The 23,141-nt window shown below is 63.5% G+C and carries 18 protein-coding genes and 1 riboswitch; of the genes, 15 read left to right on the forward strand and 3 right to left on the reverse strand.

The genetic code is table 11. From position 1 onward, the window contains the following. Positions 1–179: 179 nt before the first annotated feature. The gene (locus M1P90_RS07465; RefSeq protein WP_483701981.1) at positions 180–1,664 is read right to left on the reverse strand and encodes a DUF5060 domain-containing protein; all 1,485 of its coding nucleotides are present in this window, start codon (positions 1,662–1,664) and stop codon (positions 180–182) included. A 265-nt stretch (positions 1,665–1,929) separates the two neighbouring features. On the opposite strand from M1P90_RS07465, the gene M1P90_RS07470 reads away from it, so the two are divergent. Next, entirely contained in the window at positions 1,930–2,928 is a 999-nt protein-coding gene (locus M1P90_RS07470) for a sugar-binding transcriptional regulator (RefSeq protein WP_483701982.1), read from the forward strand. Between the two features lie 394 nt (positions 2,929–3,322). Here M1P90_RS07470 and M1P90_RS07475 read toward each other — a convergent pair whose 3' ends face one another. Then, entirely contained in the window at positions 3,323–3,544 is a 222-nt protein-coding gene (locus tag M1P90_RS07475; protein ID WP_483701983.1) for an MbtH family protein, read from the reverse strand. Between the two features lie 249 nt (positions 3,545–3,793). Between M1P90_RS07475 and M1P90_RS07480 the strand changes: the two genes are divergently transcribed. The 8 genes from M1P90_RS07480 to M1P90_RS07515 all read left to right on the forward strand — a co-directional run bounded on the left by M1P90_RS07480 (position 3,794) and on the right by M1P90_RS07515 (position 14,844). Continuing rightward, positions 3,794–6,325, forward strand: a complete 2,532-nt coding sequence (locus M1P90_RS07480) for a transglycosylase domain-containing protein (protein WP_483701984.1) — start codon at positions 3,794–3,796, stop codon at positions 6,323–6,325. Positions 6,326–6,691: 366 nt separating this feature from the next. Further along, positions 6,692–8,287 carry an amidohydrolase gene (locus M1P90_RS07485; RefSeq protein WP_483701985.1) on the forward strand — a complete coding sequence of 532 codons (1,596 nt, stop codon included), beginning with the start codon at positions 6,692–6,694 and terminating at the stop codon, positions 8,285–8,287. After that, entirely contained in the window at positions 8,272–9,891 is a 1,620-nt protein-coding gene (locus M1P90_RS07490) for a hypothetical protein (RefSeq protein ID WP_483701986.1), read from the forward strand. The genes M1P90_RS07485 and M1P90_RS07490 overlap by 16 nt, the downstream gene beginning before the upstream one ends. A 41-nt stretch (positions 9,892–9,932) precedes the next feature. Continuing rightward, positions 9,933–11,009 (forward strand): chorismate synthase, encoded by a 1,077-nt coding sequence (gene aroC / locus M1P90_RS07495; RefSeq protein ID WP_483701987.1) that lies wholly within the window; start codon positions 9,933–9,935, stop codon positions 11,007–11,009. Positions 11,010–11,135: 126 nt separating this feature from the next. Next, entirely contained in the window at positions 11,136–12,152 is a 1,017-nt protein-coding gene (locus M1P90_RS07500; RefSeq protein ID WP_483701988.1) for an alpha/beta fold hydrolase, read from the forward strand. A gap of 198 nt (positions 12,153–12,350) precedes the next feature. Next, the gene (locus M1P90_RS07505) at positions 12,351–13,250 is read left to right on the forward strand and encodes a choline/ethanolamine kinase family protein (protein WP_483701989.1); all 900 of its coding nucleotides are present in this window, start codon (positions 12,351–12,353) and stop codon (positions 13,248–13,250) included. A 136-nt stretch (positions 13,251–13,386) separates the two neighbouring features. Then, positions 13,387–14,280: a spermidine synthase gene (locus tag M1P90_RS07510; protein WP_483701990.1), complete on the forward strand. Its 894-nt coding sequence runs from the start codon at positions 13,387–13,389 to the stop codon at positions 14,278–14,280. A gap of 30 nt (positions 14,281–14,310) precedes the next feature. Continuing rightward, on the forward strand, positions 14,311–14,844 hold the full coding sequence (locus tag M1P90_RS07515) for a 2'-5' RNA ligase family protein (protein ID WP_483701991.1): 534 nt from the start codon (positions 14,311–14,313) through the stop codon (positions 14,842–14,844). A 121-nt stretch (positions 14,845–14,965) separates the two neighbouring features. Here M1P90_RS07515 and M1P90_RS07520 read toward each other — a convergent pair whose 3' ends face one another. Further along, the gene (locus M1P90_RS07520; RefSeq protein WP_483701992.1) at positions 14,966–15,784 is read right to left on the reverse strand and encodes an LLM class flavin-dependent oxidoreductase; all 819 of its coding nucleotides are present in this window, start codon (positions 15,782–15,784) and stop codon (positions 14,966–14,968) included. A 285-nt stretch (positions 15,785–16,069) separates the two neighbouring features. Between M1P90_RS07520 and M1P90_RS07525 the strand changes: the two genes are divergently transcribed. The 6 genes from M1P90_RS07525 to M1P90_RS07550 all read left to right on the forward strand — a co-directional run bounded on the left by M1P90_RS07525 (position 16,070) and on the right by M1P90_RS07550 (position 23,044). Then, on the forward strand, positions 16,070–17,047 hold the full coding sequence (locus M1P90_RS07525; protein ID WP_483701993.1) for a helix-turn-helix transcriptional regulator: 978 nt from the start codon (positions 16,070–16,072) through the stop codon (positions 17,045–17,047). Positions 17,048–17,292: 245 nt separating this feature from the next. Continuing rightward, a riboswitch (FMN riboswitch) is annotated at positions 17,293–17,497 on the forward strand. Positions 17,498–17,656: 159 nt separating this feature from the next. Then, positions 17,657–18,472, forward strand: coding sequence for an ABC transporter permease (locus tag M1P90_RS07530; RefSeq protein WP_483701994.1), 816 nt, complete (start codon positions 17,657–17,659; stop codon positions 18,470–18,472). Positions 18,473–18,585: 113 nt separating this feature from the next. Continuing rightward, a complete protein-coding gene (locus tag M1P90_RS07535; RefSeq protein WP_483701995.1) occupies positions 18,586–19,734 on the forward strand; it encodes an ABC transporter substrate-binding protein in 1,149 nt (382 codons plus the stop codon). Positions 19,735–19,866: 132 nt separating this feature from the next. Then, positions 19,867–20,511, forward strand: a complete 645-nt coding sequence (locus tag M1P90_RS07540; RefSeq protein ID WP_483701996.1) for a pyrimidine 5'-nucleotidase — start codon at positions 19,867–19,869, stop codon at positions 20,509–20,511. A 135-nt stretch (positions 20,512–20,646) separates the two neighbouring features. After that, a complete protein-coding gene (locus tag M1P90_RS07545) occupies positions 20,647–22,710 on the forward strand; it encodes an NACHT domain-containing protein (RefSeq protein WP_483701997.1) in 2,064 nt (687 codons plus the stop codon). 61 nt (positions 22,711–22,771) lie between these two features. Beyond that, entirely contained in the window at positions 22,772–23,044 is a 273-nt protein-coding gene (locus M1P90_RS07550) for a hypothetical protein (RefSeq protein WP_483701998.1), read from the forward strand. The last annotated feature ends 97 nt before the right edge of the window (positions 23,045–23,141 follow it).

Here is a 23,141-nt window from a genome sequence, read left to right on the forward strand (position 1 = left end):
GCAAACCGCATGCGGCAGCCTGCGCTGCAACTTATTCATCGCAGAAATAGAGACTTGTCGCCTTAATCAATTAGTCATTCGTCGAGCAAACGCCGTTTTGGATAACCACCACGACACCAGGGCACCAAGAAAATATGCTAAAACCTTCGTGTCTTCGTGGTTATTGGCGGCTCTTGGCATCAAACCGCTCGTTGCAGGAGCAGCGCCTGGAAGGGCTTTGCTGGCAGCGCCACGATCGTGCCATTCGCCACCGCGCCGTCGAGCGGCGTGCTCGTCATCGCCCAGGTATCGACCACGGTCGCGCGATACTCTTCGCCTTCGGGCAGCGCCAGAGTCATACGCGCGGGCTGATGCACGCCAAAGTAGGTCAGGTAGTAGTCGTGCGGCTGGCCGGCGCAGGGGAACATGCGCAGCACGCCGTCGATTGGGTCGAGGCCGGCGGCCGGCCCGTCTTCCAGCAAGGTGCGCAGGAACGCCAGGCGTGGCGCGCTTTCGCCGTGCAACTCCCCGCCCTTGGCCCACCACAGAATGTCGTCCGGGTGCTCGTAGGTTTCGCCGTGGCCGACATAGCCGCCGTACACAGTGCCGAGCCAGAAGCGGTGTACCATTTCCTGCGCGGTGATGTTGCCCCAGCCCTGCCAGATATTGCCTTCGTAGCAGCACTCGTCCACCACCACCGGCTTGCGGAACTGCTCGCGCCATACGCGCGTCTGGTCGAGGTCGCGCCGCTGGATGCTCTGGTGCGTTACCCAGGGCTGGGCGTGGTCGTACATGACGCGGCCGTTGTGGATTGAGCGCAGGTGGCCATACGGATCGCTTTCCTGCACGACGCGGAAAAAGCGGTCCCAATCGGCCATGCTTTTGCTGTCCATGAAGTCGAACTCGTTCGCCATCGACCACCAGACGTTGCGGTAGGCGGCCAGCCGCGCCACCACGTAGCGCAGGTAGCGGTCGTCGGTCGCGGCGTCCATGGTCGCGAAGCCCCAACGGTCGTAGGGGTGCAGCAAAATGATGTCGGCCTCGATGCCCAGGTCGCGCAGTTGCGCCACGCGCTGCTCGAAGTGGCGGAAGAAATCCGGCTCGAAGTGCTCGAAATCGAACTTCCATCCCTCTTGCACGTCAACCTTGTAGCTGCCAGTCCACGCGCTCGATCCGCGCGATCGGAGCGGAAACGGGTAGCGCTCGGGCTCGTTCTCGTTGAAGGCGTAGTGCTTGGGGAACACGCACATGCGCATTTTGTTGAACGGCGCGTTCGCCAGCGTTGCCAGCGTCTGCTCTTCCAGCTCGTCGCCCTGGTGCGTCCAGACGTAGCAGGTCGTGCCGATCTGCTTGTAGGGCGTGCCATCGGCGTAGGCGAAGTGGAAGGTGTTGGCGACGCGCACCGGGCCGTGGTTGCCCGCCCCCGGCGCAACGCAGGTGAACGCGCCTTCGGTGCCGCTCAGCTCGTCGCGGTTGCTGCGCGTGCGGTACTGCCAGCTTCCCTGTGTGTCGGGCATGAAGCGCACGCGATATACGCCATCGCCGTCGTAAAAGCCGTCGACCTCGACCGTGCGGTGCTTGTGCGTGAACTGCGCGCTCAGCTCGACATCGAGGAATGGATTGCCCTCGGCGCTGCCGTGCAGCTCCAGCTCGAAGATATCCCATTGTTCGACGGTGCTTGTCATCTTGCGTTTCCTCTCCGTATGCCTGGGCAAAGCAGTCTGCACATCGCTGCTGGTGCAGAACGCTTCAATTCTCTTCTACTGGTAGTTCTGAATAATTATTCAATTATGGCATAATATTCTAAATGACCCGATTATACAGGTCAAGCGGTTGAATGTCAAGAGGGATTTACTTTTGCGGCGCGTGCGCGAAAAAGTTGCGGATGTGCGCAGGATGCCGCATACTATGCCCCACACATCTGTGAACAATGCAACGGGAGGTTGCGGTTTGGCGCGTATCGACGAACTTCGACTGATTGCCAAGGTGGCGCGCCTGTACCACGAGCATGGCGCGCGCCAGGCCGATATTGCCCGGCAGCTCGATCTTTCGCAGGCGACGGTGTCGCGCCTGCTGAAGCGCGCCGAGGAAGAGCGGATTGTGCGCATCACGGTGAGTGTGCCGCATGGCGCCTACACCGAGCTGGAAGAAGCGCTGCAAGCGTTCTATGGCTTGAAGGAAGCGATTGTGGTCGATACGGTCGACGACGACGAGCAGATCATGCGCGACCTGGGCGCGGCCACGGCCTTCTATGTGGAAACAACCGTGAAGCAGGGCGAGGTGATTGGGCTTTCGTCGTGGAGCTCGACGCTGCTGGCGATGGTGGATGCGATGCACCCGCTGCCGCGCAGCAGCAGCACGCAGGTGGTGCAGATCCTCGGCGGCGTGGGCAACCCCTCGGTCGAGGCGCACGCCACCCACCTCACGCGCCGCCTGGCCGACCTGACGCGCGGCGAGGCGTTTTTCCTGCCCGCGCCCGGCGTGGCCGGCTCAATCGAGACGGCGCGCGTCTACCTCGACGACCCGTTTGTGCGCGCAACCGTCGAGCGCTTCGGGCAGGTGACGCTGGCCCTGGTGGGCATCGGCACGGTCGAGCCATCCAAGCTGCTGGCGAGCAGCGGCAATATTTTCAGCGGAAATGAGTTGGATCTGCTGCGAGCGCGCGGCGCGGTGGGCGATATCTGCCTGCGCTTTTTCGACGCGCAGGGCGCGCCCGTGCCAACCCCGCTGAATGATCGCGTGATCGGCATTCCGCCCGAGCTGTTTCGCAAGGCCGCGCGTGCGGTGGGGATTGCGGGCGGCCAGCGCAAGCGCGACGCGATTCGCGGGGCGCTGGCCGGGCGCTGGATCAATGTGCTGATCACCGACCGCCATACCGCCGAGTGGCTGGTGGGCGCGGGCCGGCCAGCGCTGGCCCCGTCGCATGGGAATGGGGTGGCTCCGGGGTAAGGCGGCAAGCGACAAAGGGCGTATAGCAATACGCCCAGACCAACGAAGGGCGTATCGCATACGCCCAGACCAACGAAGGGCGTATCGCATACGCCCAGACCAACGAAGGGCGTATCGCATACGCCCAGACCAACGAACCGCATGAGGGTCTGGAGTTTTGGGATCGGGCCAATCATTCCATACCTTGCAACCTGCAACCTGCAACCTGCCAACTCGCAAACCTGCCAACTCGCAACCTGCCAACTCGCAAACTCAGAAACAGAAACCGAGAACCCCTAAGCAGCGCGCCTGCTGTGGTTCTCGGTTTCTGTTTCTGGGGAATATTGCTGTATAACGCTTGCCAGACCTTGCGCTGCACAAGAGCGATGCATATATGTTCGTCGATGCTGGCCGCCTAACCGCCGTGCCCTTCTTCCATCTTCTTCCGCAGGCTCAGCGGGCGCATATCTGTCCACACTTCCTGAATATACGCCAGGCATTCGGCTTTGCTGCCGGTTTTGCCGACGTCGCGCCAGCCAAGCGGGTTTTCGCGTTCGGCTGGCCAGATCGAGTATTGTTCCTCGGCATTCACAACAACTTTGTAGACCGTTGTGTCCTCCTGTTCATCACGGTTCATCGTCTCCTCCTGTGGTATCGCCGTTGGGTAACAGAATGACAATAATGGCAGGCAAGCGTTAATTCTAGTATACGGCGATAAGTTACAAAGTTCAATGATATGTAGGTTGTGAGTGCACCCTTTGCGCCGCTACATACTTGCGCGGCCATATCTCCCGATTTCCGCCGTGACCGAATCGCCACTAGCAGGCGATGGATTCACCCAATGCCTACGCACCACACCACTTGCAGCCGTGCTATACTGCCGCGCATGGCACCAACGTCGCGCTATCGTGTATACCCGCGCCGCCCCGCGTCCGTCTGGCGCGCGCTTGGCTTTGGCGGCCGGCTATTCCTGGCCTTTGCCAAGCTGCTGCTGCTGGCGATCGAGCTGGCGGTGCTGGCTGGGCTGTGCCTGTACTACTATTATGGGCGCGAGCTGGAAGGGCTGGAAGCGGGCATTGGCAGCCACCGCCCGGCAGAAACCACCCAGATCTACGCGCGCGATGGCGAAACGCTCCTGTTTGAGCTGGTCGACCCGAACAGCGGGCGGCGCACCGTGGTCGACCTTCAGCGCATGCCTACGGCGCTGCGCGATGCAACCATTGCGGTTGAGGACGCCAACTTCTACGAGAACCCCGGCGTGGATGTGCGCGGCATTGTGCGCGCCATGCTGCAAAACTACCAGTCGCAGGAAGTCGTCAGCGGCGCGTCGACGATCACGCAGCAGCTTGTGCGCAACGTGCTGCTGCCGCCCGACCAGCGCACGGCGGTGTCGTTCGAGCGCAAACTGCGCGAGGCAATTCTGGCCTTCAAAGTTTCGCAGAAATACAGCAAGGACCAGATTCTGGGCTTGTACCTGAACGAGGTCTACTACGGCGCGCAGGCCTATGGCGTCGAGGCGGCGGCGCAAACCTTTTTTGGCAAGCACGTCTGGGAGCTGAATCTGGCCGAGTCGACGCTGATCGCCGGCCTGCCGCAATCGCCCACGGTGCTCAACCCACTGACCAACCTTGAAGGCGCGAAAGAGCGGCAGAAAATCACGTTGGGCCTGATGGTGAAATTTGGCTACCTGACGGCTGCCGAGGCACGCGCAGCCTATAGCGCGCCGCTGAATTTCGTGCCGCAGCAGTCGAGCGTGGTTGCGCCGCACTTCGTCTTCTATGTGCGCCAACTACTCGAACAGCGCTATGGCCCGGATGTGCTGTACCGTGGCGGCTTGCGCGTGATCACCTCAATCGACCTGCACTGGCAGGCCGAGGCCGAACGCATCGTGCGGGCGCGTGTGGCCGAGCTGCGGGCGCGCAATGCCAGCAACGCCTCGGTGGTGATGCTTTCGCCCGAAGGGCAGGTGCTGGCCATGGTTGGCAGCGCCGATTACAACGACAAATCGATCGACGGCGAGGTGAATGTTGCGCTGGCGCCGCGCCAGCCGGGATCGGCGCTCAAGCCAATTGTTTATGCCGCTGCGATGCGCAAGGGCTGGACGCCCGCAACCGTGCTGTGGGACACGCCTACCGAGTTCAGGCTGGCCGACGGCACCACCTACGCCCCGCACAACTACGACGACGCCTGGCACGGCCCGCAGCGCCTGCGTATGGCGCTGGCCAATTCGCTCAACATCCCGGCAGTGCGCGCCATTGAGTTTGTTGGCGTCGAGGCGTTTGTCGAGCAGGCGCACGCCATGGGCATCACCACGCTGAACGACACGGCTGCGTATGGCCCGGCGCTGGTGCTGGGCGCGGGCGAAGTGCGCCTGCTCGACCTGACGAATGTCTACAACACGCTGCGCAATGCCGGCTTCCGCCGCGACCCCACGCCGATTCTGAAGGTCACAAACTCACGCGGCGAGGTGCTGGAAAACATCAGCGAAGCGCCCGGCCGCCAGTCGCTTGGCGAGCACGGCGAGCAGATTTCCTACCTGCTGACCGACATCCTGAGCGACAATGTGGCGCGCGAGTATATGTTCGGCCCCGGCAGTGTGATGGAATTGCCCGACGGCCGGCCCGCCGCTGTGAAAACCGGCACCAGCAACGACTGGCGCGATTCGTGGGCAATGGGCTACACGCGCGATGTCACGATTGGCGTGTGGGTGGGCAACAGCGATGGCGCGCCCATGGAAGAGGTTGCCGGCGTGAATGGCGCTGGCACGATCTGGCGCGACCTGATGGACGACTACCACGCTGGCCGGCCGATTCTGTCTTTCCCACCACCAAGCGGCATTTCCACCGCCGCAATCTGCCCGATCACGGGCGCGCTGGCCGGCGACGCCTGCCCGAACGGCATCGAAGAGCGCTTTGTGGCCGGCACCGAGCCAAAAACCAGCGATGTGTTTTTCAAGACGGTGAAGGTCGCGGGCGACGGCAACTGTCTGGCCGCGCCATTCAGCCCGCCTTCGGAGGTGCGCGAGCAGCGCTTCCCGGTTTACCCGGCCGAGTTTCAGGAGTGGGCGGCCAGCACTGGCCTGCCGCAAGCGCCAACGAAATACTGCGCGCCGCCCGAGAACAAGCCCAACGCCACGCTGGCGCAGATAACAATGCCTTCCGACGGCGCTACCATCACCGATACTCAGGTGCTGGTGCGCGGCACCGCGCGCGGCGGCTACACGCTGGATTGGGCGGCGGCGAACGCGCCCGACCGCTGGCAGCCGCTGGGCGAGGGCTTGTTTGGCGTGGTCGATGGCATTCTGGGCGTGTGGCCTACCGGCGGCCTCGCGCCGGGCGATTATATGCTGCGCCTGCGCATTATTACGCCCGAAGGACTGCCGCTTGAGTCGAAAATCACCGTGCATCTGCGGCGCTAGCCATTTTGGATTTACGATTTTGGATTTACGACTGCCTCAGACCACATACTGATGCGAAAGAAGCTTCGCTGAATCTGCATAGGTTGCTTGCAAATCCGCTAGCTTGGCCAAACAATGCCGTACTTTTTGCCACGAAGACAGGAAGGCACGAAGGTAAAGGAAAGGCAAGGTATTGTGCCTTCACAGCCTGCTATATGCACATGCAAAACAGATGAGCCATACGGGCACGACGATCGCTGAATAGAATGATCAAAACTCCGTGCTCTCGGTGCGCTCTGTGGCCTGATCATTCGCGCACACAAACCATTTTTTGACAGAATCGCCACGCATCCGTACCATGCAGGCACGCAGCAACAGGAACCAGCTATGCCAGCAAGCATCCTCTACAACGGCACGATCTACACGCTCGACCCGGCGATGCCGCGCGTGCAGGCGCTTGGCATCCGCGATGGGCGCGTGATTGTGGCGGGGAGCGAGGGCAAGGTGCAGGCAGCCTTTGGTGGCCGCGCCGAGCTTGTGAACCTTCAGGGCCGCGCCGTGGTGCCCGCGCTCACCGACGCGCATGTGCACTTTGTTGGCTATGCGCTCGGCCGCCGCGAGCTGCGGCTGGAAGGCGTGACCGACTACGACGCGGCGCTGAGTCGCGTCGCCGCCGCCGCCGATGCCCTGCCCGCCGAGGCCTGGCTGCTGGGCGGCGGCTGGGATCACAGCGCGTGGGGCGGCTGGCCGCGCCAGACCGATCTGGATGCGCGCACGCCGGGCCGGCCCGCGCTGCTCATTCGCAAAGACGGGCACTCGGCCTGGGCGAACAGCCGCGCACTGGAGCTGGCTGGCATCGACGACACCACGCCCGACCCGCCGGGCGGCGCAATTCAGCGCGAGAAAAAGCGCGCCACCGGCATCCTGCTCGAAAACGCGATCGACCTGGTGCGCGCCCACATCCCCGCGCCAAGCCCCGAAGATCGTTTGCACGCCCTGCGCGCCGCAATGGTCGAAGCGCATTCCTATGGCATGGCTGGCGTGCACATTCCGCCCGGGCTCACGGCTGGCGATGGCGCGCAGGTGCTGCGCGACATGCAGTCGCTGCGTGCGGCTGGCGAGCTGCGGCTGCGCTGCCTCGTGCACCTTGGCCTCGATACGCTGGACGAAGCGCTCCATATGGGGCTGCGCAGCGGCCTGGGCGACCGCTGGCTGCGGCTGGGCGGCGTGAAAATGTTTGCCGACGGCTCGCTCGGCTCGGAAACCGCCGAGATGCTGGTGCACTACGAAGGCCGCCGCCACTTTGGCACCGCCACACTTTCCACCGAAGAATTGAACGACGCCGTGGCGCGCGCGCTGGCGGGCGGCATCGCCGTCACCATCCACGCGATTGGCGACGCCGCGAACCGCCGCGTGCTGGACGCGATCGAGCTGGCGCAGATGGCCGGTGGGCCTGCCCCGGCACTGCCAAACCGCATCGAGCACGCGCAAATCGTGCATCCAAAAGACATTGCTCGTTTCGCGCAGCTGGGCGTGATCGCCTCGATGCAGCCCATTCACGCCACTGCCGACATGGACACGGCCGACCGCCTGTGGGGCGAGCGCTGCGCGACCGCCTATGCCTGGCGCGCTTTGCAGGAGGCTGGCGCAACGCTGGCCTTCGGTTCGGATGCGCCGGTTGAGCCGCTCAACCCCTGGCTGAGCATCCATGCCGCTGTGACGCGCCAGCGCGCCGACGGCACCCCGCCCGAAGGCTGGTATCCCGAGCAGCGGATCAGCCTGACCGACGCCCTGCGCGGCTTCACCGTCGGGCCGGCGCTGGCGGCGGGCGCGGCCCACGAGCAGGGCACGCTTGTGCCGGGCATGCTGGCCGACCTGGCGGTGCTTTCGGCCGACCCATTCAAGATCGCGCCCGCCGACCTCCACGCCGTGAACGCCGAGCTTACCATGATCGAAGGTGAGGTAGTATGGACCCGGCCGTAGCCACCTTGCTGAAGCAGGGAATCGCCGCCGCGCGGGCGGGCCGTCGCGCCGAGGCGCGCACCCTCCTGCGGCGCGTGCTCGACGACGATGCGCAGAACGAACAGGCGCTGCTGTGGCTCGCTGGCGTGAGCGACGAAGCGGCGGAGGTGCGCGCCAGCCTCCATGCCGTGCTGGAGCGCGACCCGAACAACGCCGCAGCGAAAAAGGGCCTGGCCTGGGCCGACCAGCGCTTTGGCCCGGTGCTGCTGGAGCGCGCCGTTGGTGAAGCGCCCGCCGTGCCTGCGCCAAGCGCCGCCAACCCCATGACGACGACAACCGTAAGCATGGAGCAGGTGCAGGTTGATCAGCGCGCCATGCCTTTCGCTGACAGTGCGCCAGCCCCAAAGCCCGCACCAAGCCCGCCGATATCACGGCTGCGCGAAGGCGCGGTGTTCGACCCGCTGAATCCCCGGCATGTCACTGCGCCGCCCGCCCGCCCCGCCGAGCGCCAGCCCACCACGCGGCTGCGCGAAGACGCAGTGTTCGATCCGCTGAGCCCGGCGCATGGCCCGGTTGCGCCCAAACCCATGCCCGAGCGCCCCACGCGACCGGCCGCGCCAACCATGCTGATGGAAGCGGTTGCGCCTGCGCCGGCCGTGGCGGCTGCCCCGCCGGTGCCGGTTGCCGCCCCCGTGCTGGCAACGCCACCCGCACCTGCGCCCGCACCGGCGCGCACCGCCGACCCAATCATCGCTGCGCCGCCCGAAAACCCCTGCCCCTACTGCGGCGCGCCCACAACGATCAAGCAGCAGCGCTGCACGCAATGCCACGCCAGCCTGATGGAGCGCGCGCCGCGTGCCGAGCGCCGCTCGCTGGCGCTAACCGTGCTGAGCGTGATCTGGATGGTTGGCGGGGTGGGCATGCTGATCGGCGCTGCCCTGCTGGGCATGCTGCTGTTCCTGCAACGCCAGGCCCCGGTCGGCACGGCCCTGCCGAGCAGTTTTCTGGCGATTGTGCTGGCCGCTGTGTTCCTGTTTGGCCTGCTGTGCTTTGGCGTGGCGCGTGGCCTGCTGGCGCGCGTGCGCGAGTTCTACTTCCTGAACATCGCGCTGATCCTGATTGGGATTGTGGTGCGCGTGGGCCTGCTCCTGCGCGGCGTATCGCTCTTGTCGGGGATTTTGCAGCCTGCCAGCAATGCCAGCCCCTGGTCGGGCGTGCTCTCGACGACCGCGCTGGTATTGCCGATTGCACTGGGCGTGCTGCTGGTGCTGTTTCCCCTGATCCTTTCGATCCTGAGCTACCGCGATTTCTTTCCGCCGCTGGTGCGCTCGAACCCAACAGTCGAGCGGGGCGACCACGTCGAGCACTACAATCGCGGCCTGAGCTATCGCGACCGCGGGATGTGGTATATGGTTGCGCAGGAATGGTTTGCCGCTGCGCGTATGCGCCCCGCCGAGCGTGCCTACCTGCCGGCGCTGGGCCTGGCCTATGCGCAAATTCGCAAGCTCTACCCCAATTCGCGGGCCTACCTGAGCGATATCGAAGCCTTTTTGCGCGGGCGCAAAGCCGAGCTCTACGCCGCCGCGCCTGAGCTTGAGCGCATGAATCTGCTCGATCAGAACTGACCATTCTACTGAATTGACGTACATAAAACTGTGGAGATAGCATGCCAGGGAGTAGTTTTGGGCAAGCGTTTCGCCTGACCACCTGGGGCGAATCGCACGGCCCCACCGTCGGCTGCGTGGTCGATGGCTGCCCGGCTGGGCTGGAACTGTCGGTCGAGGCGATTCAGCGCGAGCTGGACCGGCGGCGCGTTGGGCAGAGCAAAGTCTCGTCGGCGCGGCAGGAAGCCGACCAGGTCGAGATCATGTCGGGCGTGTTCGAAGGGCGCAGCACCGGCACGCCCATCGCCATGATGGTGCGCAACACCGACGCCAAATCGTCGCACTACAACAACATCAAAGACCTGTACCGGCCCGGCCACGCCGATTACACCTGGGATGTGAAGTATGGCTTCCGCGACTGGCGCGGCGGCGGTCGCTCCAGCGCGCGCGAAACGATCGGGCGCGTGGCCGGCGGCGCGGTGGCCAAGCTTCTGCTGGCGCGCTATGGCGTGTCAATCGTCGCGTGGACGGCGCAGCTTGGCGATCTGGTGGCGCAGGAGTTCGACGAAGCCGAGATCGAGCGCAACATCATGCGCTGCCCCGATGCCGCCGTCGCTGCGCAAATGGTCGAGCGCGTCGATGCCGCGCGCCGCTCACTCGATTCGCTTGGCGGCATTGTCGAAGTGCGCGCGCGTGGCGTGCCGCCTGGCCTGGGCGAGCCCGTGTTCGATAAGCTGCAGGCCGACATTGGCAAGGCCATGTTCAGCATCCCGGCGATCAAGGGCGTGGAAATGGGCGAGGGCTTTGGCGTGGCGAACCTGCGCGGCTCCGAGAACAACGACCCCTTCATCCGCCGCGACGATGGCAGCATTGGCACCACCAGCAACCACCACGGCGGCATTCTCGGCGGCATCAGCACTGGCGAAGAGATTACGGTGCGCCTGGCGGCCAAGCCGCCCGCATCAATCGCCCAGCGCCAGCAGACGGTTGACCGCGAGGGCAACCCGAGCGACATCGAGATCCACGGGCGGCACGATCCCACGGTGCTGCCGCGCCTGGTGCCGATTGCCGAGGCCATGCTCGCGCTGGTGCTGGCCGATCACCTGCTGCGCCAGCGCATGGCCCGCGTCGAGTTTTAAGTTGCTGCGCTGCTCTAGCGGTTTGCAGAATAACGGCTACTCTGCGCTGGTAAGAAATACATGGCGCTGCAGGGAAAGTAACTGCTTTCTGCATCCTGCCGACTGCAACCTGCCATAGGAGTGTTCATGTCGGCCGTTCTGATCGGGCTTGGCGCGCTATTGTTGCTTGTGCTCCTCGTCGCGCTGGTTGTTGGCGCGCGGGCCAAGCCGCGGTTGCGCGCGAAATTCCCGCCGCCCGGCGCGCTGGTGGATGTGGGCGGCTATCGGCTGCATCTGGTCTGTGAAGGCGAAGGCTTGCCAACCGTAGTGATGGAAGCCGGCATGGGCGATCCTTCGTCGATCTGGGCGCTGGTTCAGCCACAAATCGCGCAGACGACGCGTGTGTGCACGTATGACCGGGCTGGCCTGGGCTGGAGCGACCCGAGCCCGCAGCCGCGCACTGCCGAGAATATCGTCTGCGAGCTGCACGCGCTGCTGCATAAGGCTGGCGTTCACGGGCCGTATGTGCTGGTCGGCCACTCGATTGGCGGCATCTACATGCGCCTGTTCGCGCACACCTACCCCAACGAAGTGGCGGGCATGGTGCTGCTCGATTCGTCGCACGAGGCGCAGATGACGCGCGCGCCGCAGGCCTTTGCCGAGTATATGCAGCGCTCGCTGGCAAAAGCCCGCCGCCAGATGTCGCTCTACCGCCCGCTCGCCGCGATGGGATTGTTTGCCGCCGCGCCCGCGCTGGTCCCAGCCGACACGCTCTTGCCGCAGGCCGCCCGCGACGCCTACCAGGCCACCGCCGCGCAGGGCACGAACTTTCTCACCGCTGTGATGGGCGAAATGCAGGCGCTTGACCGGAGCTTCGCGCAGGCGCAGGCCGCGCAGATCACCGCGCTGGGTGACATTCCGCTGGTGGTGCTGAGCCGCAGCAAGCCGGTGCTGACGCCCGAAGAAGGCCTGCCGCCCGACGTGATGGATGCCGTCAATCGCGGCTGGCACCTTATGCAGGGCGAGCTTGCGGCGCTTTCGCCGGCTGGCGCGCTGCGCGTGTCCGAGGAGTGCGGCCATTATATCCACCTGGAGCAGCCGCAGCTCGTTGTTGACGCGATTCGCGAGGTTGTTGCCAGGGCGCGGGTTAGAAGGTTACCGTAGTGGCAAATCTTGTCTTTGCCCGGGTTGACGGGTTGCAGGTTGCAAGGTATGGAATGATTGGCCCAATCCCAAAACTCCAGACCCTAGACCCTCATGCGGTTGCGGGTTGAAAGTTGCTGATCCGTGTTTACTGCCAACTGCCGACTGCTAGCTGCTTGGCTCTGCGGTTCTGCGGTTCTCTTTTCAGAAGGGGGGTCTATGCCCACCATCGAGGACGTGATTGCGCGCATCCCGGCGTGGCAGGGTCGCGCGGTCGAGGCGGCGCCACTCACCGGCGGGCTCACCAACACCAACTACCGCGTCACAGTCGACGGCGTGCCCTATGTCGTGCGCATCCCCGGCGCGAGCACCGAGCTGCTGTCGGTCAACCGTGAGTACGAGTACCACAACACCCTGGCCGCCGCGCAGGCTGGCGTTGGCGCGCGCATCATTCACTACCTGCCCGAGTTTTCGGTGATGGTGCTGGAGTTCATCGACGGGCAGACCATGACGAGCGCGCGTTTGCGCGAGCCAGCGCAGATCCCGCGCATTGCGGCGGCGGCGCGCGCGCTGCATGCCGGGCCGGCCTTTGCCAACCGCTTCGACATGTTCCGCACCATGGATTTCTACCTCGACATTGTGCAGCGCCACGGCTTCCGCATCCCCGAGGGCTACCTGGACTATGTGCCGGTTGCGCGCCGCATCGAGGCGGCGCTGGCCGTGCGCCCGCTGCCGCTGGTGCCGTGCAACAACGACCTGCTGGCCGAAAACTTCATCGACGACGGCACGCGCCTGCGGCTGGTCGATTACGAGTATAGCGGCACCAACGACCCCTGCTTCGAGCTGGGCAACATCTGCAACGAAAACGACTTCGCGCCCGAGCAGGTCGGGCAGCTCTGCGCGGCCTATTTCGGCCAGGCAACGCCCGCGCTGGTGGCGCGCATGTGGCTGTTCTACTGCATGTCGAACATTGGCTGGGTGCTGTGGGGCAGCATCCAAAACAGCATCAGCACCATCGATTTCGACTTCTGGGGGTGGACACTGGTGAAGTGGCGCAAGGCGCAGGAAAAAGTGGACGCGCCGGAGTTTGCGCAGTGGCTGTCTGATGTGCAGCGCTAGTGTCTCCAACGCTGAACGAGTGGTTTCCATACACACCAGCAGGCTCACTGTCCGCTCAGGCACTCTACGCACTATGCACTATAGAGCGTAATGCGTAGTACGTAGCAGTATCCTCGACTTGCCCGAGACACAAACTGTGCAAGCTACTCCCTCATCCTGGCAACGCGCCAATCTCGCCGCCATCGCTGCGCGGCTCGCTCCGCTGCGCGCCCTGCCCGACGGCACGCTCTACGATGCGCGCGCCGGCCTGCTGCACATCCGCATCATCAAGCAGGGCAGCCAGATCGCCGCCTACTTCGTGGCATCCAGCGGCGCGCTGGATGGCCCCATGTCGCGCATCGACCTTGAGCGCCCGCTGCGCCTGCTCGCGCCCTACACGCAAGCCCTATTGCTCGCGCTGCTGTGGCGGCCCGCACCGGCGCGGGCGTGCATTCTGGGCTTTGCCGGCGGGCGCATGTCGCTGGCGCTGCACCACCACTTCCCCGAGCTGCTGATCGACAATGTCGAGATCGACCCGGCTTTCGCCACACTCGCGCCCGAGTTCTTTGGCATTGCCTTCGACGAGCGCCAGACTCTGCACCTTGCCGACGCGCGCGCCTTTCTGGCGGGCAGCGCGCAGCGCTACGATTTCATTCTGATGGACGCCTTTGCCGACGACAGCGACGAGCTCGATCATCTTGCCACCGCGCAGTTCTATGCGCTGTGCGCCGAGCGGCTGGCGCGCGGCGGCGTGTTTGGCGCAAACATTCTGCGCTCCGATGCGCTCGCGGCGGCGAAAATCCGCACCCTGCGCGACCAGTTTGCGGCCATGTACATCGTGGAATTGAAGCACTCGCTGGTGGTGTTTGGCCTGCCCGAGGCGCGGCGCGACGTGGGCTTGGCGCAGCGCGCCGCCGAGCTGGCCGCCCGCCACGGCTTTGATTTCCCCTTTGCCGAGCGCGCCGCCGAGTTGCGCCCCGCCCGCGCCATCGACCCCGCGCTGCTGAGCGAGCTGCGCCGCGCCGCGCCCCTTGACGATTCTGCGCTATAATCGCCCAAACGCTTGCGAGAAAGGCCGGGAATGTTCAACGAATACAGTGTGCTGGTGGCCATGGCCCCGCACGCCGACGCCGTGCTGCGCTCGTTTCGGGCGCGCTATGTCCTCACGCCCGCCACCGAAATGCCCGCGCACGTCACGATCTACGTGCCCTTCCTGCCTGGCGAGGAGATTACCCAGAAGGTGCTCGACGATCTGCGCGCCTTGTTTGCGCCGGTCGCCCCGTTCGACGCGACATTTGCGCGCATTGGGCGCTTCGAGCGCGCCGGGGTGCTGTACCTCGCGCCCGAGCCTGCCGCGCCCTTTGATGCCCTGCACGCGCTGGTGCAGGCGCGCTACCCGCAGCTGCGCTCGCGCTTCACGCCCTACACTATGCACCTGACGGTCGCGCAGGGCCAGACCACTGGCCGCCTGGATGTTGTCGATTCGCTGTTCTACCAGACCCACAATGCTGATCTGCCGCTGCGCGAAACCATTCGCGAGATCGGGCTGTTTGTGAAGCACGAAGGAAGCTGGTCGCCACGCGCGACTTTGCCATTGGGCGGCGCGGCGAAATAGCTGGTTGCGTAGCTGCGAGCAAATGGTTTGAGCCACAGAGCGCACCGAGAGCACTGAGTGAGCAATAAACTCAGTGCCCTCTGTGCCTTTGTGGTTTTATCAGCCTGCCGCTAATCGGGGTTTACAGGCGCGGCGGTCCTTGGCGCAGCCGCTCGCGCACCGGTTCCAGGCTCGGCGCAGTCCAGATCGCTTCAAGCCACCATGTTGCGCCGGCATCGGCAAAGGGCTGCACAATCGCCGCAACGGCAGCCGGGTCGGCGCCGGGCGTTTCGCCTTCCATCACAATATCGAAGGGCGTGTCGCGCGTGCGCCGCTGGTCGATATACGCCTTCATCGCGGCGATCTGCTCGGCATTGGCGCGGCCATGCGAGCCATCCTCGTTCATCACATTTGGCAGCAGGCCATCCCAGTGCAAAACACGCTGCATCGACTTTTCGCGCCGCCATGCGCCCACCATCCACACGGGGATGCGCGGCTGCTGAATCGGCGGCGGCGGCGCGTGGAAGGTTGTTTCCTTCACGTGGTAGTGCTTTCCGTCGAAATTAAACGGCTGGCCGCGCCACAAGCCCTCGATAATCGCCAGCCCCTCGTCCATCAGCTCAGCGCGTTTTTTGCGGTCGGTTTCTTCGCCAAAGTTCGCAAAGCCGGTGTCGGGCGCGCCCAGCCCCGCCGCCAAGATCACGCGCCCGTTCGAAAGCTGGTCGAGCGTGGCGGTTTCGCCGGCCAGCGTCCAGGGCCGCCGCCGCGAGATTGGCGTCAGCATCGTGCCGAGCTTGATTGTCTTTGTCTGCACCGCCACTGCCGCCAGCGTCACCCACGGGTCCACGCCCCACACCGAATCCCACACAAAATAGCCATCCCAGCCGCATTTCTCGGCCTCAATGCCGAATTCCACGGCGGTCTTGCCATCATTGCCGGGGAACACAAAGCCATACTTCATTGCGCGCTCCTTCCCTGATTTCTGCCACAACCCCACTATACCCGCAAAATATGACACCTCCTGTCATATTTCGCTGCTATACTTGCGGTGGTTTGAATGTTGCAGATTTGAATGTTTACAGGTTGCAGGTTTGCAGGTTTGCAGGTTGGAAGTGACAGCCGGGGCGTATCGCATATGTCTGCAAGTGACAGCCGGGGCGTATCGCATATGCCTGTAAGTGACAGCCGGGGCGTATTGCATACGCCTGCCGACCGCCGCCTGCCGACTGCATTGAAACGAGGGCGTATGCGCGCCGACCGATTGCTATCGATTCTGATGCTGCTTCAGGTCCACCAGCGCGTCACCACGCGCGAGCTTGCGCGCCGCATGGAGGTGTCGGAGCGGACGATCCACCGCGACATGGAGGCGCTTGGCGCGTCGGGTGTGCCGATTGTGGCCGAGCGCGGCAGTGGCGGCGGCTGGTCGCTGCTTGAAGAATATCGTACCAACCTCAACGGCCTGAACGACGCCGAGATCCAGGCGCTCTTCCTGGGCCAGCCCAATTGTCTGCTGAACGATTTGGGTTTACGCCAGGCCGCCGACGCCGCGCTGCTGAAGCTGCAAGCCGCCCTGCCGAATCACGAGCGCCGCGACGCCGAGCATGCCCGCCGGCGCATTCATATCGACGGCGGCGGCTGGGGCCAGTCGAGCGAAGCGGTGCCACTGCTGCCGCTCATTCAGGAGGCGGTCTGGCGCGACCGCAAGGTATTCATGCGCTACGCCCGCGCCGACGACAGCACCGTCGAGCGGCTGGTCGACCCGCTTGGCTTGGTGGCGAAGGGCAGCATCTGGTACCTGATCGCGGGCGTGGACGACACGATTCGCACCTACCGGATCGCGCGCGTGCAGCACGCCACCATCAGCGAGCAGCCCTGTGCCCGCCCGCCCGATTTCGATCTGGCGGCGCACTGGGAAGCCTCGAAGCAGCAGTTTCGCACGAATCTGCCGCAGTTCCATGCCGCGCTGCTGATCGACGCAGACGCATTTGATTATCTGCGCGCAGTGGCCCGCTACACGCGCGTGCTTCACGCTGGCCCGCCCGACGCCGATGGCCGCATGCGCGTCGAGATGCTATTTGAAGGCGAGCAGCACGCCTGTGAGCAAACGCTGAGCTTTGGCACGCGCGCCGAAGTGATCGAGCCGGCTTCGCTGCGGGCGCTCGTGTCCGCAACCGCGCGACGCATTGCCGCGCAGTACGCCGAGCCAGTTGCCGCGCTGGCCTAAGGTCCAAGGATATATCTATCCACAGATTACACAGATGGCGCAGAGTATAGACCTCATATCAGTTAGGTCGTATGCTGCTGCGCTTTTTGGCATCACCGAGCGCTAACTGCGTAAGCCATAATCTGTGTCATCTGCGAAATCTGCGGACAAATTCCTTCCCCATTTCAATATTGACGTGCTTCTGCCTGACCGATTGGTCAGCTTGACAAGGATCTGGCGCGGTGCTATGCTGAATGCCAACTTAATAGGATCTTCGGGGCAGGGTGCAATTCCCGACCGGCGGTGATGCTGGCAGTTTTGAGCTTTGAATGCTGAGTTTTGAATGAGAGACATTCTGATTCAAAACGTAAACATCAACACTCAACATTCCCAGACAAGCCCGCGAGCCGCAAGGCAGGAGCTGGTGTGATCCCAGCGCCGACGGTACAGTCCGGATGGGAGAAGGTCCGCAGGCTGGGCTATGTGTGCGCGCTGCGCATGCATGGTCTGCTGACGGCATGAACGCTGCTGTTGCGCGAAGGTGCGCGCTCCGGCGCTGTTGTGTGCTGCCCGGCCCTGCGCATCCCCGAAGTCAGGCGACTTCGGGGTTTTTTGTTTTGGAGGAAACCCATGGTTCGCCAACAGTCGTTGTCGTATTCGCCGGCTGCGCCAGCCGCGCCCACGGTTCGCCGCGAGCGCCGCGCGCCCGCCGGGGTTGGTCTTGCCGTTTCGCTGGTGCTGGTGCTGGGCGTGTGGAAGGCGATTGTGGCGCTGCGCGACTACCCGGCCTTTATTCTGCCAGCGCCCGAAGCAGTGTTTAGCCGGCTGGTGCTGGAACTGAGCAGCGGCACCCTGCGCCACCACGCCCTGCTCACCCTCACCGAGTCGCTGGGCGGCTTCGCGATTGCGCTTGGCATAAGTTTGGCGCTGGGCTACGCGCTGGCGCACATGCCGCGCCTGGAGCGCATTCTGGCGCCACAGCTTGCGGCCACACAGGCTGTGCCGGTGGTGGCAATCGCCCCGCTGATCATCCTGTGGGTCGGCTCCGACATTCGCTCGAAAATCCTGGTTGCTGCGCTGGTCACCTTTTTCCCGATCCTGAGCAGCACGATTGTCGCGCTGCGCAGCGTACCGCGCGAGCTGCTGGAGATGGCGAAAATTAGCGGCGCGAACGCATGGCAGGCGCTCTGGCATGTCGAGCTGCCGCTGGCGCTGCCGGGCATTTTTGGTGGCGTGAAGTCGGGCCTGGCGCTGGCGACCACGGGCGCGGTGGTGGGCGAGTTCGTGGGCGCGCGCGATGGCCTGGGCGCGCTGATCAACATCTCGCGCGGCTTGTTCGATACGCCGCTGATGTTTGTGGCGCTGATCACCCTGGCCGCGCTGACGCTCTCGTTCTACCTGGCTGCTGTGCTGCTCGAGCGCGTGCTGGTGCGCTGGGAGACGTAAGCACCGAGCCATGGGTTTCCCCAAGCAGATTGCCGATGCGCTGACGCACTCGTGCGCGCCGTGCAATCTGCTTTTTGTTAGCTTTCGATTGTGGATTGTGTTGAGGAGGATTCATGTTCCGCCGATTGATGCTTGTTGCGCTGCTGGCTGGCTTGCTGGCCGCATGTGGCGGGGCCACGCCCGCAGCGCAGCCAACTGCTGCGCCTGATCTTGCGCCGACAGCCGCGCCCGCTGCCGAACCAACCGCTGCCGCTGCCCCAACCGCAGATGCCCAGCCCACCGATGCCTCTGCCGGGCGCGCAACCGCCGCACCAGCCGAAGCGCCTACTGCTGCCAGTGCCCAGCCTTTGCGCGAGATTGTCCTGGCGATGCCGTATATTCCCAATGTGCAGTTCTCGCAATACTACCTGGCCGACCAGAAGGGCTACTATGCCGCCGAAGGTCTGAAGATCACGTTTGACTACAACTTCGAGACGGACGTAGTGCAGCGCATTGCGCAGGGCACCGTGCAGTTCGGCATGGCCAGTGGCGACTCGGTGCTGCTGGCGCGCGCGAATGGCCTGCCGGTGCAAACCGTCGCCACGATCAACCAGAAATTCCCGACCGTCTTCTACAGCAAGGCCGACGCGAATATCAAAACCGCCGCCGACCTGAAAGGCAAGAGCGTTGGCATTCCCGGCCATTTCGGCGCGAGCTACATTGGCCTGCTGGCGCTGCTGTATGCCAACAAGATGCAGGAGAGCGACCTGAATGTGCAGGATATTGGCTTTGCGCAGGTGCCTGCACTGACCGAGGGCAAGGTGCAGGTGGCCAGCGGCTATGGCAACAACGAGCCGATCCAGCTTGAGCAGCAGGGCGTGAAGCTGAATGTCATCAGCGTTGCCGACGCCTTCCCGCTGGCCTCGGATGGCATCCTGACGTCGGAAAAGATGATTGCCGAGCAGCCCGAGGTGGTGCGCGGCTTTGTGCGCGCCACGCTCAAGGCCATGCAGGATGTGATCAACGACCCGCAGGCGGCCTTCGATACGGCGCTGGCCTACATTCCCGAGCTGAAAACTGCCGATCAGGCAACCCAGGATTTGCAGCGCAAGGTGCTGGCCGCGACACTGCCCTACTGGCAGAGCGACGCGACCGCCGCGTCGGGGCTGGGCTTCACCGACATGAAGAGCTGGGAGGCGACGCATACGTTCCTGCGCGACAGCAACCTGCTGAAGAGCGATGTTGACCTGAGCAAGGCCTTTACCAACGATTTCCTGAAATAGCCGTTTGGCAAACGGCGACGGGGCAGGCGTGGCTGGGCCATGCCTGCCCCGTTTTTTTGTGGCACGCGTGCTACAATACCCCGCAGCATTCGTGAGAAGCGCGCCGGGCCTGGCGCGGTGTGAGGCGAGGCAATGGCAATTTCAACTGTTCTGTTCGATCTTGATAATACGCTCTACCCGGCCACCTCGGGCGTAATGACCGGCGTGGATGGGCGCATCAGCGCATATGTGCAGAAGCTGCTGGGCCTAAATGAAGCTGAGGCGCGCGTGATTCAGAAGCGCTACTACGGCGACTATGGCACCACGCTGGGCGGCCTGCTCCAGCACCACCAGGTCGACGCCGAAGACTACCTGCATTACGTGCACGATTTTGCGCTGGAAACACTGCTGGCCGCCGACGCCGAGCTCGACCGGCTGCTGGGCGATCTGCCCGCTACCAAAGCGGTATTTACCAACTCGCCCACAGAATATGCGCGGCGTGTGCTGGCTGCGCTCGGCATCGAGCAGCATTTCTCGCATATTTTCGACGTTCGCTTTGCCGAGTTCAAACCCAAGCCCGACCCGCTGGTCTACCAGCGCGTGATCGACGCGCTTGGGGCCGACGCGCGCGCCAGCATTCTGGTCGAAGATACGCCCAAAAATCTGCCGCCCGCCCGCGCCCTCGGCATGACGACGATTCTTGTGGGCGAGCCGCGCGCCGATTTCGTCGGCTTGATCGATTACACTGTGCCGGATGTGCTGGAAGCCGTGCGTATCGCTACCTCGCTGGCGGGTTAAACTCAAAACCTTTCACATACGCTCGCCTGGGACGTTTGCCACGAAGACACAAAGGTACGAAGGGCTTATTGCGGCGGCGTGTACAATACCAGCGCTGACACCAAAGACACCAGAGGGCGCAGGTAGAAACACACTATGCTTTCAAACAAAAAGATTGCCAGACTTACAGAAAAGCGCGAAGTGCTGCGCCGCAAACTTCATGTGCTTGATCTGCAACGTACGCAAATAGGATTTCACACCCCGGTACATGTCATCCTCGAAATCGAAGACATTGAGCAGCAGATACAAACCATCGACCAGCGGCTCGAAGCGGCTGGTGTGCTTACACACGACGACGATGATCCCACACGCAGCGGCGAAACTATCACCGGGCGTGACCGCCAGAACATCCTCGATAAAGTAGATCGCTTCTGGGTCGCTGGCATGCTCGATTCTTCGCTGGCCGATATTCCACCTCTCGCGCTTGGGATGACGTATGCGCCCGACAAAATTACCCATCCCCTATACAGCCTCGTGCAGGAAACCGCCCGCCGTGGCGATGTTCCACCTAATCTGCCCATACCGAACCTGTTTGAACAGGCTGGAAAACATCTTCTGATACTTGGTGCGGCTGGCGCGGGCAAAACCACACTCTTGCTCGAACTGGCGCGCAGCCTGCTGGCCGAAGCGCGCAAAGATTCCAATGCACGCGTGCCGCTTGTGTTTCCTTTGGCACGCTGGAATGGCGCGTCGCAGATGTTCGCGGACTGGCTGGCGAGCGAGTTGCATACTGTGTATGACATCCCGCAGGCACTGGCCGAGCGCTGGTTCGCCAGCGACGCATTGATCCTGCTGCTGGATGGCCTCGACGAAGTGGCCGAAGGGCAGCGCGACGCCTGTGTGAAGGCGATCAACAGCTACCGGAATGAGCATCCTGCTGTGCCAATTGCCATCGGCTGCCGCGCAGAAGAGTATGATCGCCTTGATCAGAAGCTCGCGCTGGAGATGGCGGTTCGGCTTGCGCCGCTCACTCCTGCTCAGATTATGGCGCAGCTCGATGCCGATGCGCGACTGGCCGGTCTGGCGGCGGCTTTTCACGCCGACCAAACGCTCTGGGAAGTGCTCGATACGCCACTGATGCTCGCAGTAGCAGCACGCACTTACGTCGATAGCACTGCCACGCCATTTGCCGGGGCCAGCAGCACCGGACAGCGCCGCAGCCAGCTATTTGCACAGTACGTGCAGGCAATGTTTCAGCGACACAGCGCGGCAGGGCCCTACTCGCAGCAGCAAACTGTTGAGTGGCTGGCGTGGCTGGGGCAGCAATCGCTGGTGCACACCCAGCCGATTGTCTATATCGAACGCATGCAGCCCGAATGGTTGCCGCCCGCCGACCAGCGAATCTTCGACCGTATCACTGGCACGGTGCGCGGGATCGTGCTTGGCGCGGCGATTGGCATTATTGCCGGCTTCGCGCTGCCTTTCGCGTTCGGCATCATCGTGCCTGCCCTGTGGGCCTGGCTTGGTGCGCTGGGCTTTTTGCTCTGCGCGCTCGTGGGGGTGCTTGTTTTTTCCATGCTGTTTGCAGCAATTGGCTGGCGCGCTGCCGGGAAGGGTGCAACCGAACGTATTGCGCTGATCGAAGGGCTCGTGATCGAGCCGCGTTCGGCGCGCTTCGCCATCCTGCTTGGCGCAGTGGCCGGTATGGTAACCGGCGGGGTGTTTGGCTACGCCTATGGCGCGCTGCTGGGCATTGCCCTGGCGTTCGCGCTTGGCGCGACGCTGGCGCTGCTGCTGATCGCGCGCGATGCACGCCCTCGCGAAGATGAGGATAGCGTTCGCATGCGCCCGAACCAGGGCATTGCGCGCTCGACCCGCGTGGCGCTGACCATGAGCGCGGCGCTCGGGTTTTTTAGCGCCTGCGCCACGGCGCTGATCCTCAGTCGCTTGATTGGCACGGGCGTGAGCATTGCGCTCGGGCTGCTTGTTGGCTTGGCGCTTGCCATCCTGATGCTGCTGTTCTTTGGTGGCGAAACCTTCTTCAAGCACTGGCTCCTGCGCGCCCTGCTGTGGCGGCGCGGGCTTGGCCCGTGGAACTACCCGCGCCTGCTCGAGTATGGCGTCGAGCGAACGCTGCTGCATCGCATTGGCGGCGGCTACACCTTTATCCATCGCATGCTGGCGGAATACCTTGCCGGGCTGCGCAATGGGCGCGCATGATTGCGCGGGTGCGCTGCTGCGTGCGTGGGCGCCTGTCCATGACCACGCGCATAAGCTTGTTATGATCGACCCTAAGCTTGTTATGATCGACCCTAAGCTTGTTATGATCGACCCTAAGCTTGTTATGATCGACCCTAAGCTTGTTATGATCGACCCTAAGCTTCTTATGACGGACCATAAGCTTCTTATGACGGACCCTAAGCTTGTTATGATCGACCATAAGCTTCTTATGACGGACCATAAGCTTCTTATGACGGACCCTAAGCTTGTTATGATCGACCCTAAGCTTCTTATGACGGACCCCAAAGATAGTAATCAGGGTGCAGGATTGTGAACGATTGGCGCGCTATGCCAATAAGGTGGCGCGCTGTGCGAATGACGCGCCCAGCCAGATGCGCTATAGTAGCTGCAGCACAGACGTAATTCATCAG

The sequence above is a fragment of the Kouleothrix sp. 19917 genome (assembly GCF_057073505.1).